13 protein-coding genes are annotated in these 19,202 nt (G+C 52.9%); 1 reads left to right on the forward strand and 12 read right to left on the reverse strand.

What is annotated here, in order from left to right; all coding sequences use genetic code 11:
* Positions 1 to 16: 16 nt before the first annotated feature.
* From GBK02_RS11220 to GBK02_RS11255, 9 genes are all read right to left on the reverse strand, one after another.
* Positions 17 to 3,484, reverse strand: a complete 3,468-nt coding sequence (locus tag GBK02_RS11220) for a methyltransferase (RefSeq protein WP_203466756.1) — start codon at positions 3,482 to 3,484, stop codon at positions 17 to 19.
* Between the two features lie 5 nt (positions 3,485 to 3,489).
* On the reverse strand, positions 3,490 to 4,146 hold the full coding sequence (locus GBK02_RS11225) for an ABC transporter ATP-binding protein (RefSeq protein ID WP_203466757.1): 657 nt from the start codon (positions 4,144 to 4,146) through the stop codon (positions 3,490 to 3,492).
* Positions 4,143 to 4,946: an ABC transporter permease gene (locus tag GBK02_RS11230; protein WP_203466758.1), complete on the reverse strand. Its 804-nt coding sequence runs from the start codon at positions 4,944 to 4,946 to the stop codon at positions 4,143 to 4,145. The genes GBK02_RS11225 and GBK02_RS11230 overlap by 4 nt, the downstream gene beginning before the upstream one ends.
* Positions 4,936 to 6,030, reverse strand: a complete 1,095-nt coding sequence (locus GBK02_RS11235) for a hypothetical protein (RefSeq protein WP_203466759.1) — start codon at positions 6,028 to 6,030, stop codon at positions 4,936 to 4,938. The genes GBK02_RS11230 and GBK02_RS11235 overlap by 11 nt, the downstream gene beginning before the upstream one ends.
* Before the next feature lie 119 nt (positions 6,031 to 6,149).
* On the reverse strand, positions 6,150 to 7,469 hold the full coding sequence (locus GBK02_RS11240) for an aminotransferase class I/II-fold pyridoxal phosphate-dependent enzyme (protein WP_203466760.1): 1,320 nt from the start codon (positions 7,467 to 7,469) through the stop codon (positions 6,150 to 6,152).
* Complete coding sequence (locus tag GBK02_RS11245) at positions 7,466 to 14,998, reverse strand: type I polyketide synthase (RefSeq protein ID WP_203466761.1); 7,533 nt, start codon at positions 14,996 to 14,998, stop codon at positions 7,466 to 7,468. Before GBK02_RS11245 ends, GBK02_RS11240 begins: the two co-directional genes overlap by 4 nt.
* 399 nt (positions 14,999 to 15,397) lie before the next feature.
* On the reverse strand, positions 15,398 to 15,526 hold the full coding sequence (locus GBK02_RS16990; protein WP_256435906.1) for a hypothetical protein: 129 nt from the start codon (positions 15,524 to 15,526) through the stop codon (positions 15,398 to 15,400).
* A gap of 3 nt (positions 15,527 to 15,529) precedes the next feature.
* Entirely contained in the window at positions 15,530 to 15,922 is a 393-nt protein-coding gene (locus GBK02_RS11250) for a DUF6573 family protein (RefSeq protein ID WP_203466762.1), read from the reverse strand.
* Between the two features lie 18 nt (positions 15,923 to 15,940).
* Complete coding sequence (locus GBK02_RS11255) at positions 15,941 to 16,264, reverse strand: hypothetical protein (protein WP_203466763.1); 324 nt, start codon at positions 16,262 to 16,264, stop codon at positions 15,941 to 15,943.
* Between the two features lie 607 nt (positions 16,265 to 16,871).
* On the opposite strand from GBK02_RS11255, the gene GBK02_RS11260 reads away from it, so the two are divergent.
* Positions 16,872 to 18,041, forward strand: a complete 1,170-nt coding sequence (locus GBK02_RS11260; RefSeq protein WP_203466764.1) for an IS4 family transposase — start codon at positions 16,872 to 16,874, stop codon at positions 18,039 to 18,041.
* 139 nt (positions 18,042 to 18,180) lie between these two features.
* Here GBK02_RS11260 and GBK02_RS11265 read toward each other — a convergent pair whose 3' ends face one another.
* The 3 genes from GBK02_RS11265 to GBK02_RS11275 are packed head-to-tail and all read right to left on the reverse strand — an operon-like array spanning position 18,181 to position 19,140.
* On the reverse strand, positions 18,181 to 18,585 hold the full coding sequence (locus tag GBK02_RS11265) for a hypothetical protein (RefSeq protein ID WP_203466765.1): 405 nt from the start codon (positions 18,583 to 18,585) through the stop codon (positions 18,181 to 18,183).
* Positions 18,578 to 18,865 carry a hypothetical protein gene (locus GBK02_RS11270; protein ID WP_203466766.1) on the reverse strand — a complete coding sequence of 96 codons (288 nt, stop codon included), beginning with the start codon at positions 18,863 to 18,865 and terminating at the stop codon, positions 18,578 to 18,580. The genes GBK02_RS11265 and GBK02_RS11270 overlap by 8 nt, the downstream gene beginning before the upstream one ends.
* Positions 18,865 to 19,140, reverse strand: coding sequence for a hypothetical protein (locus tag GBK02_RS11275; protein WP_203466767.1), 276 nt, complete (start codon positions 19,138 to 19,140; stop codon positions 18,865 to 18,867). The genes GBK02_RS11270 and GBK02_RS11275 overlap by 1 nt, the downstream gene beginning before the upstream one ends.
* Between the last annotated feature and the right edge of the window lie 62 nt (positions 19,141 to 19,202).

Below are 19,202 nucleotides of genomic sequence, written 5' to 3' on the forward strand. Positions count from 1 at the left end.
AGTATCAATTTTTATATTATTTTAAATCATCGAAACACTTTTCGAATGCACGAGCACGTTGATCCCAATCATTCTGATCCGCCAGTGTTGCCAAGCGGCGCTTATAAGCGAGATCATGCGCTATTGAGAATGCCCGATCAATTGCTAGACTCAACTCCAATGCTGATCCACCCGAGAAAACCTCCTCAAAAGCCACACACTCCAACATCTCTGAAGTAACAACAACGGGTTTTTCAAGTGCAAAATACTCGAACAATTTAAGCGGTGATGTGGTTCGCGCAATTTCACCTGGCTCGAAAGGAATAAAACATACATCAAATTGCCGAGCATACGCGGGCAATACCTGGTAATTTACAGTACCAAGATAAAGTACATTCTCATCAACCGGCAGCTTTTCACTTCCACCATAGTAATCAGGTCCAATATAAACAAAACCAATATCAGGCCTCAGTTTTGTTAATTCAGCAATAACGTCATACCAGAGCCAAGGTGCAAGCGCCCCAAAATAACCAACGATTTTTGTGTATTTGTTTTTAAAATCAATTAAATTTTGCGGCAGCTGAGTTGAATTATGAACAGGGTTTCGGTAATGCCTAGTATCCACACCATTCTGTGCAAGAATAACCTTGCTCTCGCCAACTTCATTTATTGCCTCATCAGCCAGAACTTTAGCCGACGCAACAACGTAATCGGCACCACCACCAAATGCCCAATTTTTCTGATTAAGCAATCGTCTTATATTAGCTTCGTCACCACTGATTTTGGGGTCAATGTGGTCAATATATTCATAAACCATAACGCCCCTTCGCCCATTCTCCAACAACCGATCATGCGATTCAGCATAGGCGGTTGAGTAGACTGATCTAACTACACCATCAAGTGTGTCAATTTCATTAACTTTATTACTCAACCATACGTTAGGTGCAACCTGCCTAAATCCGTTGACATTATCACCGCTCCAGTTAGCTGTTTTATAGATTACCAAATAACCGAGCCGACCAAATGCAGAAGCAATATGCTGCGGACGTTGATAGAGCGGAACATTCCAATCAATAATTGTCTCTTGGACGAAAATCCCCTTATAAAAATTTCGATTAGAGAGAATCTGGGAATTGAACTGTTCCCAACTCAAATCAGTACATGACCGAACAGAATCAATTATGCCTTGCTTATCGTTTATAATATTATTTAACTCAAAAATACTAACCTCTTTGCTTGAAATTTTCTCTTGAAGCTCCGCAATCACTGCATCCTTTGAGCTTACCTCACCAGCGTATTCCGCGACGCCACGTTGAAGCTTTGGAATATAGCGATCAATAGCATCGCCAATCTGAAACAAACGCTCCTCGATAACATTCAGGCGACGGTCAAGCCAAGCAGCATTACTAAATAATCTAAAGAACGGCATCAGCGCCAATTTATGAGCAAGTATTTTCGATCCTAATCCAACAATATTATTATCGTTAGCCTTCCCCTCTTTAGAGGATACAAGCTGTTTAACAATATCGATTTTAGCCACACCGCGATCGAGCTGTTTCTTATATTCCTCATAACCAGAAACATCAGGCTCTCGCTTCAGCGCATACCAATACGCTTTATTAATAAATTCTTCGCCATGTAGCGAAAGCAATTCTTCTATATCGATTTTCGAATTCATATTAACCTGACAAGTCGTTAGATAATCATTTAGCCTAGAAGAGACAACTCTAGGAATATAAGCTTTCCTGGAAGGACAAAAAAACAAAAATATTTTGAACAAAAAACCTGACCGCAGTCTATTTACTTCTTCATCAATCTCTTTTAACAAAGGGCCAATTTCGTTCAACAAGATCAAATCTTGATCGTGGCTCAATCTCGAGTCATCAAGATTTTTCCGCAATAAATTCGAATTTTCAATTTCAACGTCAATTCTACGACTCAGTTGCTCCCGAAGGCTTTTTGATTCTTCAACAAAACTCAGATAACTGGATTTTTCGTTCAAAAGATCAATTTCCAATTGCTTTTTATCAGCCTCTAGCTTCCCTAATATAAAATTAGCCTGAGATAGTTCATTTTCCAAAACAATCTTATCAGACTCAATTTTATTTAAAGCCAACTGAAATTCGGAAATGAGCAAGGTGCCTTGATGACATTTTTCTTTTAATTCTGAATTTTCTGTCTCAATACTACTTAACTTAGACTGAGTAATTTCAAGAAAACGATTCAAAACCCCAATCTTTGCCTCTAGATTATTTTTCTGATTTTCATAATCTTCTTCATATCGCAAACGCTCTTTGACCAAAGACTCATGCTGTTCATTTTGATATATCTTAAATTCTCGATCGAGCCAACGAATTTCTTCGCGTAGTCTCTCTTGGTTTTGGGACTCAAGAAGTAAACTTTCTTCATGTTCTTGCCTCAGCGCCGCCAGATAAAATTCTTTCTCTGACAACCTCTCCTGCCAAGACTTATTTATCTCATCTTCCAAGTTCGACAATTGATTTATTAAAGCATCACGACTTTGCTTTAAATCATCAATTTCAGAACAAAGGATTTTATGATTGGAATCGTTACTTATAATAGCCATGCGGGCATTATCAAGTTCAACCCTCAAGCTATCTAACTGTCCCAGCACCTCATCACGATCATTCTCAATTCGATCAATTTTTTCGAGGAGAGACCTTTTTTCCAAACCAAAAGAAAAATCAAGGTCAGCAATATTTCTCTGCAACCTATTATTATCTTCCAATAAAAGCTCTTTATCCCTAAAAACCTCTTTGAAAAAATCACCGAATCTTTCAATCGAATTCAAATTCGAAAAATTAGAATTTAACAAAAATCTAGATTCACCTAATGTCAAATTAAGCGATCTCAACCAGTCAGATTTCGCATAGACTAGAATGATCTGTTCACCTAACCAACGCGTATTTTCGATATCACGACAATCTACAACTTTTGCCCACGCGAGAACAAAATCGTCTTCCAGAACGAGTGAGAAGCTATGCTCATAAAATGAAACAAAATGCTCTAGATCTCTATCTTCCTCGTTAAAAGGCAGAGCCAATAAAACTGCCTTTTCTGCTTTCAAAATCAAATTAGATAAAACGGATTTCCAATCCTCAAAATGCTCTAGCACATTAGACGAAAAAACGATGTCCGAGCGCATCGGTATCGGTTTTTTCGTACTCGATATCCAATCTTCGCAACGAAATTCAATCGATGCATAATGCTTAATTGCATCATCAATTGCAGACTTCGAAAAATCTACGCCAACAACATGCGAATCAGGAAAAGATGACTTAATCAGGTCAGTGCCATCTCCCAAGGCACATCCCCAATCAGTTATAGACAGCTTTTCCGATTTTATTTCTCTAACAAGCCAATCCGGTAAATTTTTTATAGCAATTTTTGAAAAAAACCGAGATTGATGTCGACCATTCAAGCTCTCCCAGTTTTCCTGAAATCGCCTATCCCAATAATCCAGCGAGTTAACTTTGTCCATCATTTAGACTATGACTTTTCATAATAAAATTTCGTACCCGTATCGACATCATCAAACTCATAAAGCCTACCTTCGTGCAAAACAGCCACCTTATGACAATGTTTGGATATAAATTCAGAGTTATGAGAAACCATCACCATTGCTCTATCGGATCTCTTTTGGAATAACTCACGCTCGCATTTCTCAACAAATCGGTAATCCCCAACAGCAATTACTTCATCTATCAAATAACAATCAAATTCAACGACCATTGAAATCGCAAAAGCCAATCTGGCACTCATTCCAGAAGAGTAATTTTTTATTGGCTCACGCAGATATGAACCTAAATCAGAAAAATCCTCGATGAATTTGATTGCACTCTGAAAGTCAATCCCATACGCTCTACAAATCAATTTCGCATTATCGCGCCCAGTCAGTGAGCTTTGAAATGCATCACCAAACGCTAGCGGCCAAGAAACTGACATACTTCTTGTTATGATTCCAAATTGAGGCTTTTCTGCTCCACTAATTAACCTTATTAAAGTTGATTTTCCTGCTCCATTACGCCCCAATATCCCTATTTTTTCCCCTGGCCGTATCGTCAAATTAACATCGTTGAGAATAATCCGATTTGATTTACCGTGGTTCGTTAAATAGGATTTCGTTACACCCCTTATTTTAATCATGACGACTCGTTTTTTCGTATGGCCGATTTCAAAAGCAATAACGCAACCAGCGTCAATCCAAGATTAGCAACAATCGTATACTGAATGTCAAAATATGATTTCATATAAACACCATAATAACCATATCTAAAATACTCAACACAATTGACCAACGGAAAGTACAAAACATATGTTCGAGCCGGCTCAGGAATAAGATAGGTCGGAATAAATGCTCCACAAACCGGTAACATAAAATACAACAAAACATGACTTATCTTATCAATCGTTTCACTAATTTCCGACAAAGCGCCAATTGAAATTGCAAAGCCAAATGTGAACCAAGCAATCATCAACCAGCCAAGAATCATCGAAAGTGGCTCTTGCGGAAGATGAGATATACCCAAAAAATAAAATATCAAGTACAAAACAAATGTCGAAGCGGTCACGCTCGATAACTCAAGAATTAGCCTCGAATAGAAAAAATCCATTGCTCGTATCGGTCTATGGTGGAGTAATGGCTTGTTAACCTCGATCGACTTGCTCATTCTATTAGTTGAGTTTCTCCAAAGCAAAATCGTTGAATAACTAACCAAAGCAAATTCCGCGACACTTCCTGTCGACATTTCTCTTTGCCCCCCCATCGACCAAAGCACCGAAACGCCAACAATAAACATAAGAGGCTCGACAAAAAACCATAATATCCCCAACCCCTCTCTTCCATAGCGGGTAATTATTTCGCGCATCAACAATGCCCAAATTACCCGCTTTTGCACCTTCAATGCCGAAAAAAAGTTCTTATAACTATCAGCATTAATGATCATGATGTTCCAGCACTCCTGCTACAAGAATACTTGAAATCCCCCACAAAACCAGACCGATCAAAAACGTACCCAATATAATCTGCAATCTTTTGGGTTCAACAGCCTTATCGGGAATCTGGGCTTTGGATATCACTTCAAGATACAGCTGCTTTTTTTGCGCCTCATATCTCGCCTGCTCTAAATAGTTCAACGCACTTACAAGAAGACGTTCAGAAAACTCTTTTTCAAGCAACAGTCGATGATAGGTAACAGCCTTTCCAGATAGTGATCGCTCCCCACCTGTAACCCGTTCTGTTTCGGAAGAAATCTCAGCCTCCAAAAACGCTATTCTCTGTTTTATGCTTGGAATTTGAGGATTAGAGCTTGCCAACTTCTGCAAGCTAGACAATTGCGCTTTTGCTGCGACTAAATCATCTTGTAATTTACCGATTTGCTGAAGAGGGATTTGAGACTGTTTCTCTGGATCCAATACACCCTTTTCCTTACGATACGCTGCCAAAGCAATTGATGCGTCTTTAGCTTTTTTTTCAGCATTTTCAACTTCATCGTAAGCAAATTTAATCGCATCTTGCTGGGCTCTATAATTAATCTTATTCACCAACTGCTCGGCCAATTCAACTAATTTGTCATTGATTGCTCTAGCCTCCTCAGCTGTAAAAGCCTTAACATATAACGTACTAATAGAAGAGGTTGAGTCCAACTTTAAATTTATCTTTTTCTCGAAATACTCGTAAAAAGACTCCAGTCCATCATCCCTTCCAAAACTAGCAAATCGACTTAGATACTCAGCATTGCTCGACGAATAGGAAGCCCTAACTTTTAAATCGTCATCTAATAACTTAAGCGCATCACGTGAGGTGATGTAGTCCTGCACCACATAAGAATCATCTTGGGCTTTTGAAATCCCGGCCCCTTTCAAAAAAACCCCTAAAGGAGAAGAGTTTTCCTTGCTTGGACTGCGAACAACAAATCGCGACTCAGAGACATATAAATCCGAGGCAACAAAACCAAAATATACTATTGAAACTAGCGTTGGCAATATCGTCGTTGCCACCAACAAGCGATCTTTAAAAAAACGCTTCATAAAAATTTACCTATTAAATTCTCAATCAAAACTCACCATATCGAAACCATCAAACCTTATTTCTGATATGCTGCTTATCTATTTTTCAAAAAAACATAAATCGCATCACGCAATGGCAATCAAACCAACAATGCAATTATTTTCGAAATTTGTAATACATCATGGCTACAACTAATAAAAAATCTCAACCTCGCTGCCCGCTCCTCAACTGCCGGATGAATGATCGGCTGTACGTTAATGCCCTGTTCGAATAGCTGCTGAGAAAGCTTGGTTGCCTTCAAAGAGCTCCCAATAATGGCGGGAATGACGGCGTAGCCTTGTGAGAGGCCGGTATCGATGCCATGTTTGCGGGCTTGCTCGAGGAAATAGGTAGCGCGTTCGCGCAAGCCGACCAGGCGCTCAGGTTCGGCCAGCATGATGCGGATGGCTTCGAGCGAAGCAGCAGCCATGGCCGGGGCAATACCCACGCTATAGACAAAACCGGGCGCCGCATATTTCAGGTGCTCGATGAGAGCCCGCTCCCCGGCAATGTAGCCGCCGCAGCTGGCAAAAGCCTTGCTCAAGGTCCCCATCCAGATATCCACGGCATTGCCGGGCAATCCGTAGTGTTCGCGAATCCCGCGCCCGGTCTGGCCGAGAACGCCGATCGAGTGCGCTTCATCCACCATCAGGAAGGCTTTGTAACGTTGCTTGATGTCGATGAAACGCGGCAGGTCCGGGATGTCGCCATCCATGCTGTAAAGGCCTTCGACAACGATCAGCGTGCGTTCGAAATTGCCACGTAGTTCGGTCAGGACACGCTCCAGCGATTCCGGGTCGTTGTGGTTGAAGGCACGACGTGTGGCACCGGAGAGCCTGATGCCTTCGAAAACGCTGTTGTGAATCAGACTGTCGTGGACGATCAGATCCTTGGGGCCGAATAGCGTTGCAATGGTGGTGACGTTGGTGGCATGGCCGCTGACGAAGACGATGCAGTCGTCGACGTCGTAAAGGCCGGCAATCGCTTCTTCGAGTTCACGCTGGATCGGGCGCTCGCCTGCCACCAGACGGCTGGCCGAGGCCGATGTGCCGTAACGGTCAATTGCGTCTTTCGCCGCCTGGTTGACCCGCGGGTCGCCTGACAAGCCCAGGTAGTTATAGCTGGAGAAGTTGATGTAGGGCTTGCCGCCAATGATGGTGGTGGCATCGGCAACGCCATCGTGCATCTTGAAATACGGATTCTCGATGCCGAGTTTGCGGGCCGCCGCTTGCGGAATAGCGACCTTCTCATAGCCGGGGAATTTGTCGAAACGGCAGAACTTTTCCGGAATTTGGGCGAGATTCGGTGTCGACCGTGGGATCACTCCCGCCACCTCAGGCTGACTGTTGCGCCGGGCCAGGAAGCGCTTGACGAGTTGCTCCTTGGCGTTACCGACGAGGCCGAAATTTTGCTTGCTCATGCGCTTGTCTGTTTCTTCTGGATATCGGCCAGGGCCGCATCGATAATTTCTTGCGACACCGCTTCTCCGTGCTGGGCGGCCATGCCGTGGGCGGTAGCAGCCAGGTTGCTGGCGTCATCGTCTGTGCTATCCGTCGTAGTCAGGCGCTCCAAAATGCGTGCCGTCACCCTTTCAACCGTTGGGCCTTCGTTCAGCAGCATGGCCGGCACCTGTATGCCGAAACGCTTTTCCAGGCTGAGAGCCAGTTCGACACCCATCAGCGAATCCAGGCCCAAATCATGCAGCGAGCGGGCCGGGTCGATACGTTCGGCGCTCACGGCGAGAATCTGCGCCACCTCCTGGGTTACCAGCTGGGCAACCAGCGCCTGCACCTCACTGGACGATTTGCCCTCGATCATTGCCTTGAAGTCATCCAGGCTCTCGGCTCCAGCCGACGCATCGGCACCATGCCGGCGCAGGCTGTTGAAACGTGGCCCCTGGGCCGACGGCAACAGGCGGGCTAGTGCAGAAAACTGGAAATCCGCGATCGCCACATTGGACTGGGGCGCAGCCAAAGCCAGCCCGAGCATGCGCAAGGCTCCCTCGGCACTCAGCGGCTCGGCACCAAGGCGACTGGCCAGGCTATCCTTGACTACCTGGTTGCGGGTCAGATAACCGGCGTCGCCGATTGGCCCCCAGCCGATGCAGGTCACCGGCAGTCCTTCTGCCCGACGCAGCACGGCCAAGCCTTCCAGCCAGGCATTACCGGCGACGTAATTGGCCTGCCCCGGGTTGCCGATGAAGGTGGTTACCGACGAATAGAGCATGAAGTGATCAAGCGGCAGCGTGTGGGTGAGTTCATGAAGGTTCCACGACCCTTTAATTTTGGGAACCAGCACGCGGTCCATACGTTCGGGATCGAGATTGGCCATCAGGGCATCGTCGATCACCATGGCGGCATGGAATACCCCCTTTAGAGGCAGGATATCCGGATGCCTCAAGGCTTCTGCCAGAGAAGCCCGATCTGCCACGTCACAGGCAAGCACAAGCACCTGGGCGCCGAGGGCACGCAAGCTGGCAACTGCCTCCTCGCCTCCAGGTGTCGATGCACCGCGCCGGCTGAGCAGGACCAGTTGGCCGGCGCCGTGGCGGGCCAGCCAGCGGGCCGTTTCAAGACCGAAACCTGAAATGCCGCCGGTCACCAGATACGCGCCGTCACCGGCAAATTCGATACGCGGGTGTTGTGGCTGTATGGCCTGCGGTACGAGGCGGGCGCCCTCGAAGCTGACCACCACCTTTCCGATCTGCTTGGCCTGCTGCATATAGCGGAAAGCATCAACCACCCGCTCGGCGGGGAAGGCACGCACCGGCAGCGGTGTCAGCACACCACTCCGGAAGAGCGCCATCACCTCGCGGAAGAGTCGGCCAGCCAGGTCGGGCCGGGATATCAGCAGTTGATCGGCATCGATGCCGAAATAGCTGATGTTGTCCTTGAAGGGGCGCAGACCGATTGGCGTATTCTCGAAGAAATCGCGCTTGCCGAGTTCGAGGAAGCGACCGAAGGGTCGCAGAACCTGCAGGTTGCGGCGGATGGCTTCGCCGGCCAGCGAATTAAGGACAACATCGACGCCCTCACCGCCGGTCGCCGCCAGTATTTGTTCGCCGTAGGCGAGGCTGCGCGAATCGAAGACATGGTCGGCGCCAAGCAGTGCGACGAATTGCCGCTTCTCGTCGCTGCCGGCTGTCGCAAATACTTCGGCTCCCAGATGCCGGGCCAGCTGCACCGCGGCAATGCCGACGCCGCCCGCGGCGCCGTGAATCAGCACGCGCTCGCCCGGCTGCAGGTTGGCCAGCTGGCGCAAGGCGTAATAGACAGTAAAGAAAGCGGTTGGTACCGTTGCTGCGGCCTCGAAGGACCATCCCTCAGGCTTGGGCGTCACGGCATTGGCGCGCGTAACGACATGGCTGGCGAAACAAGCTGAGCCGAAGCCCATCACCGCATCGCCAGGGACGAATTCGTCTACCCGGTGGCCAACGCGCGTGACGATACCGGAAAACTCTAGGCCCAAGCTAGCGCCGGCAAAGCCGTGTTCGACGGCCTCGTCGGGCAGCAGGCCCATAACGTACATAATGTCGCGGAAGTTAAGGCCGGTGGCGACCGGGCGCACTTCGATCTCGTCGGCAGCCAGTTCGCGTACTGGTTGTTCCAGCCAGAGCAGGTTGCGCAATTGGCCCGGAACACGGAAATCGAGGCGGAAGTGTCGGGCGTCGCCGGTGTCCTGCCGGGGCGCCGTCAGGTGGGTATGGAACATGCGCAGGGCATGCCGATTGGCCGATTGGAGTACGACTTCGCTCTCGCCATCCGGATGAAGTAACTCGTCGACTAACAATTCACCAAGCGAAGGCAACGGGATCTTGTCCTGCTGAGGCAGGTCAATCAGGCGACACGCGAGGATCGGATACTCGTTCATCACCACCCGCCCGAATCCCCACAGGGCCGCGTGGGCAGGATTGCAGTTATGGGCATCGAGCAGGCCATCGACGGGAACGCCGCCGCGTGTCACGAAGCCAAGCTGCGGTGCTTGAGCGAGGCCTGTCAGCGCCTGCACCAGATTCAGCGCATCGGCCGGCAGGCTGGTGTCGTCCCGTCCATGATCACCAGCAATCAGCAGAACCCGATCGATAGCGCCATCAAATTCACTTTTCAGGTCGGCCAGCAGGGCAGCCGCCGTCTGCTGGCTGCGCAAGTGCTCGCCAATCTCGATGCCGACGGCTACCTGGCCGCGAGTCACCATGATTTGTTGCAGGGACTGCGCCAGCTCGGCTGCTGGCGCATCACCAGCCAGCAGCAGCCAACGCGCTGTATCTGGCGTGGTTTCGGCGGCCGCTGTTGCTGGCGCTTTGGCAAGCAATAAGTAAGCCCCTGCGGGGCTCCCCTCCCCTGCCGGCTCACGACACAATTCAACCTCATCGAAACCGAGGGTTTCGAGTTCGATCTGCCAGGCTTGCGGGGCTGCCAAACGGCCAGCTCCCCAGACCAGGTCGGCGGCAAGATCGGCATGGCGCTCGGCCAAGACGAGCAGGCCACCATTGGCAAGGTTGGCCTTGGCCCAGACCAGCATCGCACGGTGATCGGCAACACTGTTCAGGGAATGCCGGAAAACCACTACGTCATAGCAGGCAGGCAAAGAACATTTCGCCTTGAGGGCCGGCGGTGAGATCTCCAGTTCGGCAACGCTGATCCACTCATCGTCCTGATATTCATGGCGCAGATGGTCGCAGGCCTCTGCGTCGCCGTGAGCCAGCACGTAATCGATAGAATCAGTCGGGACTCGATGGCCAAGTTGCCGGGGTACCTCGCTCAGGCCTGCAGCAATTTCCAGCACGCGCAGTTGACGGTTGGCCGGCCCCCCCCGGGCCAGTGCCTCAAGGAGTTGCTCAACAGCCAGGCGGCTGCCACGGTAAGTGATTGAATCGTCGAACAGGGTTTCGAACTGGTGGCTGCATCGCAAGTTGGCAGCCAGTGCCGAAGGAGCCAGATCCCCGGCCAGCATCGGCAACAGGGCGTGGCCCATGCGTCCAACCAGGATCAATTCGGGCATGGCTTCCGGGTATTCCGCCAGCAGGGTCCGCCAGATTTCTTCAGCAGGCGGCAGATCGCTGTTGGTCAGTCGCCAAGCTTCTTCGTCCCGCGCCAGATAGGACTGCTCAAGCAACAGGTCGCGTACCCAGGCCAATATGCTGCGGTGCTCGTCATTGACGATCACGGTTTCGTCTAGCCAGCTTCCCGCCTCAGTCGGCTTGGCAGCAAGCAAGGCCTGCATGGCTTCGCTGGCAAAAGCGCTGACCAGAGCATCGAACAAGGGTTGCGCCTCGCCGAAGTAGGCATTGCGTCGTAGATCATCCTCGCAGTCGACAAACCATTCCTTCAGTTGTTGGACCAGCGTATGGACTTCTGGCAATGCGGCTGTAGCGGCAGCCAATGCACCCGGCTGCACGACCGGGCGGATTTCCCAGCAGGCCGGCACCTGTCTGCCATCCTGCCGCAACGACGCAGCGCGGAAACGGCAATTTTCCAGAACAGCCACTTTGGTGCCATCGACCGAGAGCAACTCGAATTCAGCCAGCACGGAGCGCAGACTGCGGCGCAGGATGCGCGTGCGGAAGGCGCCAATCGGTTGTTTGCCTAGCAAGCGCAGCCGGCCGACCTTGACGGGTAGCAAAGGCAGGCCGAGGCCGGCCTCGATCTCGGACTGAAAAAAATCGAGCAACGACTGGAAACAGACGTCGACGATGGCTGGATGCAGCAGCCAGGACTCATCCTCCAGATTCAGATCGACCTGCGATTCAAAGCGCCCTTCGAGTGAGCTACCAACCAGGTTGGCCTGGGCCATGCCCTGGAAGAGCGGGCCGTAGTCAAGACCGAGTTCGTGGGCCAGGCGGTAATGGGTTTGGCGATCTACCGTTGCCTCACCATCGGCAATTGCGGCTGATTCTCCAGCGACATAGCCGCTGACCGCCCCGAGCAGACGTCCCGAAGCATTGAGTGCCCATTCGTCGTCGGAAAGACGCTGGCGGCTGCGAATCTGGAAGCTACCGTCACGCAGGCTCAGGTCGAGACGGATGCTGCGCGCGTGATCGCCGTCGAAAACGATCGGCGCCACAATGTCAAGTTCTTCAAGCTCCTGCGTTTCGCCGCCGAAATATTCACGGGCAGCACCCAGGGCCATTTCGATATAAGCCGCCCCGGGATAGACGATGGCGCCCGCCACTCGGTGATCCGCCAGCCACGGCTGAGCGATGGGGTCGAGCACATTTTCCCAAGCGGCATCTGCACCATGCATGCGCCAACCCAGCAGAGGATGGACGCGGTGGCGTTGGATAGACAGCAAACCCTCACTGGTAGTTGAGTGCCAATGCCGTTCGCGCTGCCAGGGATAGTTCGGTAACCGCACTTGCCGACCAAGATGCGGAAAATAGGATTGCCATGCAGGCTGTTCAGCGAGCAACTGAATGCGCAAAGCTGCCTCGGTCACTCTTTCCTGGCCATCGTCATTCCGGCGCAAGGTGGAGATGACGCGCCCTTTGGTTGCTGCCGCAGTCAGACACTCGCTGATGTAGCGCTGCAAGATGGCATGCGGGCTAATTTCGACGAACACCCGGCAGCCCAGTTTCGCTAACCGGCCTACCGCATCGGCAAAGCGCACCGGCTCGCGAACGTTGCGCCACCAGTATTCGGCATCCAGCTGCGCACCATCAAGGATGTCACCCGTAACGGTAGACACGAAAAAGGCATTTTCCTGGCCCGCTGGTTTGAAGCCTTCGAGCCGCTGTGCGAGATCAGCCCGTGCCGGCTCCATTTGCCGACTGTGGAAGGCGTAGTCGAGATCAAGCAGCCGGAAGAAACCGCCACGCGTCTCAACCATGTTTTGAATTTTGTGCAGGGCTTCCAGGCTACCGGAAAGGGTGACATTGCCCGGGCTGTTGATACCTGCGATTTCTACGTCTGAAGCGTTACCCAGCTCAGCGATCAGTTGGCCAACAGCTTCAGCCGACATGCCGACCGCCGCCATCCGCCCGGTGCCGCGCGTAAGACCTTGTGCCTGGCTGCGCGCCACGATCACGTGAATGGCTTGCTCAAGGTCAAGGGCTCCCGCTGCCCAGGCAGCCGCGATTTCTCCAACGCTGTGCCCGGTCGTGGCCGCCGGGGCGATGCCTGCTTCCTTCAGCAGCGTGGTGATGGCCACCTGAATGGCAAAGAGCAAGGGCTGAGCGACGGTCGTGTCGTCAATTCTGGCTGCAGCATGATCGGCCTGGAGTTCCGTAATAACCGAGAACCCAACCAGCGGCTGCATGACGTTATCGACTTCGGCAAGCAGTTCGGCAAAGCGCGGGGATTCGAGCATGAGAACCTGCCCCATGCCGACCCACTGGGCACCATTTCCCGAATAGACAAAGGCAACATCCCCTTCGGATGGCAGCGCGTCTTCAACCGTGATGCCGGCAGGTGACTCACCGGCCGCGTAGCGCTGAAGAAGCTTGACCGCTGCATCGACCGAATCGGGCATGCATGCGAGGCGCTTCTCCATACGCTCACGGTGGAAAACCGAGGCATAGGCGATGTCGTAATAGTCCTCTGCTGATTTTCCACTCAGCAACTCTGCATAACGTCGAGCCATAGCGCGCAACGCCGCATCCGTGCGTGCCGAGAGAACGAGCGGCGGCAAGGAAATATCCTTTGCAACGTCACGCGATTCATCAACGGAGGGGACAAACTCCTGGAGCAGCACGTGCGCATTGGCACCACCAAACCCGAAGGAGTTGATGCCAGCGGTGAGCGGCTTATCGTTCTCTTTTGTTAGCGGCTTGTAATCGGTAACAAGTTCGAGATTCAGCTTCTTGAAATCGATGCGCGGATTTGGCGTATGCAAGTGGAGCGATGGGGGCAACGCGCGGTTCTTGAGGGCAACCACCGTTTTGACCAAACCCGCCAAGCCGGATGCCGGCTCAAGGTGCCCCAGGTTTGCCTTCACCGAACCAATCGGCAAGGGCTTGACGCGGCCTTGACCATAGACAGCACCGATCGCAGCCGTCTCGATGGGGTCGCCCGCGGATGTTCCGGTTCCGTGCGCCTCGACAAAGTCGATATCGCCAGCAGCCAAGCCGCTACGAGCCAAGACTTTGCGCATCAGTTCCGCCTGGCCTTCGCTGCTGGGGATGGTGATGCCTGTTTTGCGAGCGCCATCAGCATTGACACCACTGGCCAGAATCACGCCATGGATTTGATCCCCTGAAGCCAATGCGTCATCGAGCGGCTTCAACAACAGTACAACACCACCTTCGGCCCGCACGTAACCGTCTCCGGCAGCATCGAAGGATTTACAGCGGCCATCAGCGGAAAGCATTGATGCTTTGGTGAACCCGATGAATGGCTGGGGGTGCAATAGCAGATTGACCCCACCGACCAGCGCACTGGATGCTTCGCCATTGCGCAGGCTATTGCAGGCGTGATGGAGAGCGACCAGAGAAGACGAGCACGCCGTATCGACAGCCAGCGAGGGGCCGTGCAGATCGAAAATGTACGAGAGACGATTGGCGGCAATACTCAGCGTGTTGCCCGTCATGGAGTGCGACGTAAGGACCGAGAGGTCGTCCGCCCCCCGCATGCCGTAATCGAACCCAGAAATTCCTATATAGACCGCGCAATTGGTGCCAGCCAATGACGAAGGCGGCACACCCGCATTCTCCATGGCCTCCCAGGACAGCTCGAGGAGCAATCGCTGCTGGGGGTCTAAAAGCGCAGCCTCACGGGGCGAAATGCCGAAAAACCCCGCGTCGAACTCGTCAATGCGCGACAGAACCCCCGCCGAAAACGTAATGCTACGCCCCGGCTCGGATCGCTTGTCATGCTGCAACTCAGCAGTCGCCCAGCGATCCTCGGGAATTTGGGTGACCAGATCGCGTCGCTCTAGCAACGCGCGCCAGAATTCATCTTCCTCACCTAGATCACCGGGCAAGCGAAAAGACAAACCGGTGATCGCGATAGGCATCCCTACATCAAGCCGCGCCACCAATGCATCCCTCGCAGGATCAATTTCCTGACACATCCTTGTTATATTTTTTTTTGACAAAACTCATTTAGCGCATTTTGCAAAAACCCTATCGATATATGCAAAACGCAATTTTCGCTTGAAAGTAACATTTCTAATTGTATCAAATTGACCTGAAACTGACGATATGACCAACGCAATAGGTCGGCCCTACAAATTCATTTCCACGCCGCTACCGCTTGAAGGAAGCGGGATGCCGGCCTGACGGAGATAAGTCGGCCGCTTTACTGGAAATACATGCCTCGAAAGCCGAGGGTTTCGAGAACGTTGAACTGCTTTTATTGAAGGCCATTTTTCACCTTTCGTTAATTGGCGCTGGTGTATCGGTGCTGTGGAAAATCAGCTCAGATCCCATGCCTCCCGGCCGAGTTGAACCGGCTCGGGGGGAGGGTTGATAGAGGCGTACATATCCACGGCCAGCACGGCTGACCAGAAGAAAATCATGGAAAGGATCTGAACGCGACTCATGTCTTAGTCTTCGTGCGGCAGCATGATCGTGATCACCAGCTCGCCCTGGTCGCCTGGGCCAACGACGAGCTTGAATTCGAAGTTGCGGCGGCGACCGGCGCCCGCGATGATCACGGGGAAAACCACGGTGGATTCGTCCAGCTTGCGGCCGGCTGCGCGGCTCATCCAAAGCATGTCGTGGAGGATTCCGGCGTAGCTGTTGCAGTAATTCCGGTTATCCACGGCCTTCTGCATCACCTCGAACACCGCAGCGGTAGCGGCGACCGGGAATTTGTAGTGCTGGCGGCAAACCGGCGCGGTATCACTCTCCGGATAGGAAAAATCGACCAATACGCCATCCTCGATCGCCTGGGCGCGGGTATAGGCGTAGATCACGTCACCGAAAATTGCATTCATGGTTTGCTCCTGGTGGTCTTAGATGAGGGGAAGAAGGGCCGGCAGTGCGGCAAAGGCTTTGCAGTTGGCAGCCAGATCGTTGAGATCCCGGTAGTAGCGCCCTCCTCCGATGTGCATCGACCCGAGGGCGATACGGTGCGTTGAAACCCACCATTGATCGCTGTCGTGTTGCTTGTAAGCGCAGTAATGAACGCCCCGGCGGGTGGTGCTGAAGTAGGAAGCGCCATCGAGCGTTTCGCAGGTAATCGGGTGGCTGTTCAGGGTCTGGGGTTTGCTGATCTGGATTGCTGCATCCCGTACCTGGCTTTTGCTTGTGGTGGCTGGTTGTTGATGTGCGTGCATGGCTGTTTCTCCTTTTCCTAGATCCGTCTTGCTTGCAGTGCCCGTGCCGTCGAGGAACACGCCAGGAAAAGCGACCAGAAAGGGAGAAACCACAGGCCGCATGCGGACCGCAGCGCAGCGAGGACCGAACGGGCGCGGATTTCAGGGCGAAGCCCGGCCCTTGCAGGGAGCGCTGGCGTGTTACACGTCGGCGTTTTAGGGCGCTGCATGCGTTTAAGACGGTTTTAGGGAAAGGAAGCGCACCGTAGATCAACGGCTTCCAGCCACCAAAGGCCGATTTATCGGCCGACTGACTGCCGCGCAGCGGCCGGGGCTTTAGCCCCTACAGCGCCGGGACGGCGCAAGCGAAAGGGGGCAGAAGGGTTTTCTCACCGCTTTGCGGGGAGATAGCCGAGCCTGACTCGGCTACCCTGGCAGAACCCGCTCGGCCCTCGGCCGATTCGCCGAACAGAACATAGGGCCGATCAGTAGTGTCCGGTTAAAACGCACCCCATGAGCCTGAAACCAAGAACTGGAGGGACTTTCGGCGACTTTTTTCCTGTCCCCGATTTGAACGGCGATTTGCCGATCGGGCAGTCTGTCGGCTTTGAATTCGCCGGAGACGCCGATGAATCTCGGCAAGACACTGTTCGCCCAACTCATGGATTTCCTGCCATGGAAGACTTTTCATCGCATTGTCGATCGCCACGACGGCGATCGCTACGTCAAGTCGATGACCTGCGCCGAGCAATTCCGTGTGATGGCCTTCGCGCAACTGACCTACCGCGAAAGCCTGCGCGACATCGAGGTCTGTCTCTCGGCGCAGTCGGCCAAGCTTTACCACATGGGATTTCGGCAGGAGATCAAGCGTTCGACGCTGGCCGATGCCAACGAGGCGAGAGACTGGCGTGTTCATGCAGCCTTCGCTCAACATCTGATCAACCAAGCCAGAAAGCTCTACACCGGCGACAGTCTGGGCTTCGAGTTGGAGAACACGGCGTACGCGCTCGACTCGACGACCATCGATCTTTCCTTGTCGCTGTTTCCGTGGGCGCCGTTTCGCACGACCAAGGCGGCGGTGAAAATGCACACGCTGCTCGATCTGCGCGGCAGCATTCCCAGCTTCATCCACATCTCGAACGGCAAGCTGCACGACGTCAATGTGCTCGACCTTCTGGTGCCGGAAGCGGGCGCAATCTACGTCATGGATCGCGGCTACTTGGACTTCGCTCGGCTGTACGCCATGGATCAGGCCAGCGCTTTCTTCGTAACCCGCGCCAAATCGAACATGGATGCTCGGCGAATCTATTCCGCAACCACCGACCGAAGCACGGGGATCATTTGCGACCAGACGATCGGCCTCAACGGCTACAAGACCGGCAAGGACTACCCGGCGCATCTGCGACGCATCCGTTTCAGGGATACCGAGTCCGGCAAGACGCTGGTGTTCCTGACAAACAACTTCGCGCTGCCGGCAGCCACTATCTGCGCGCTCTACAAGAGCCGCTGGCAGGTCGAGTTGTTTTTCAAGTGGATCAAGCAGCATCTTCGTATCAAGAAGTTCTACAGCACGTCGGAGAATGCGGTGAAGTCGCAAATCTGGATTGCCGTGTCGGTCTATGTCCTCGTTGCTATCGTAAAGAAGCGGCTGAACCTCGACGCTTCGCTCTACACTTTGCTACAGATTTTTTCGCTCACCCTGTTCGAGAAGATGCCCATCCAGCAAGCCTTTGCGGGCGGCAGCTACACTTCAGAACCGATCGGCGATTGCAACCAATTGAATCTATTCGCGTTTTAACCGGACACCACTGAGGGCCGATATATGTCCTAACCTTCGGACATGTTTGACGACACCAACCTCGCATCCGACAACGCCAGCAAACCAGGGCCGATATATCGGACATATATCGGCCCTGTTTGACGACAAGCGCCGGGCGCTACCAACGGCGAGGCAATGCCGGGAACGACAGCCAAAGGTCGAGCGTGTGCGGAGCATCCGGCGCCATGGCCCAGTAGTAGATGCCACAAGCACGAGAAAACCAGATGGGTGAATCCTCGATCGTGCCGATAGTGATCCAGCGACGACCGAGCAGGCGAAGCTGCTCGGCTGGCACATTGGACGACGACACATAGCGCAAAACCAGATCCTCACGGGTCAAGGCGAGCACCGCATCGGATGACAGATCGCCAGTCACCCAACGATCTTCCATCAAGGCATCGTGATGGCGGAAGGACAGCCAAGCATCCTCGTCCATCTGCTGAAGATGATCGAGCACCTGGCTCCGAAAGCCGATGATCTGCTCTGGTGAGAAGATATCGACGAACAAGACGCCATCAGACATGCTGCACCTCCGGGGACACCGATTCAAAAACAGGGGCGGAAGAAACCGCAACCGGCTCCGGACCAGCGGCCACAGGCGCTGCGGATGCCGCCAGCTCGGCCTCGGCCTGCCTGACCAGGCGCGACAGCGCCTTGGTCAAGGCCGGTTCGATATCGAGCACCAGGCCAAGGGGTTGCGAAGCCGCCCGCACGGCCGTCAGGCGGGCGGCGAGCTCGGCCGGGACACGGAACGACACGGAAGCAGCGGCAGACGCCGGCTTCAGGATGGATTTGCTGCTCATCAGATACTCCTTTGCGGTAGGGTGGTGAAACGGAGGGGCTCGCCGTTGGTCTCGAACCAGATCAGGACCGGCTGACCGGGCCGGGGCGGTGGCCGGTCAGCAGCCAGGCGCACCGTTTTGGTATCGCCATCGTCGAGCTGGTAGGTCAGCAGCAGAAAGCCGTCAGGCTTCAAATGACAGGACACCGTGCGGGCGGCGAGCATGTTGCAATGCGGCGCAATCGCCATGCCGTACGCCTTGGGCAAAGGCGGCGGCGGTAGGGGAGTTGGCTTCATAACGATCCTTGAAAGAGTGGGCCATACCTCTTATGGCGCCAGCGCGAACCCAAAACGCCGAC

The organism is Dechloromonas sp. TW-R-39-2, assembly GCF_016864195.1.
Classification (GTDB): Bacteria; Pseudomonadota; Gammaproteobacteria; order Burkholderiales; family Rhodocyclaceae; genus Azonexus.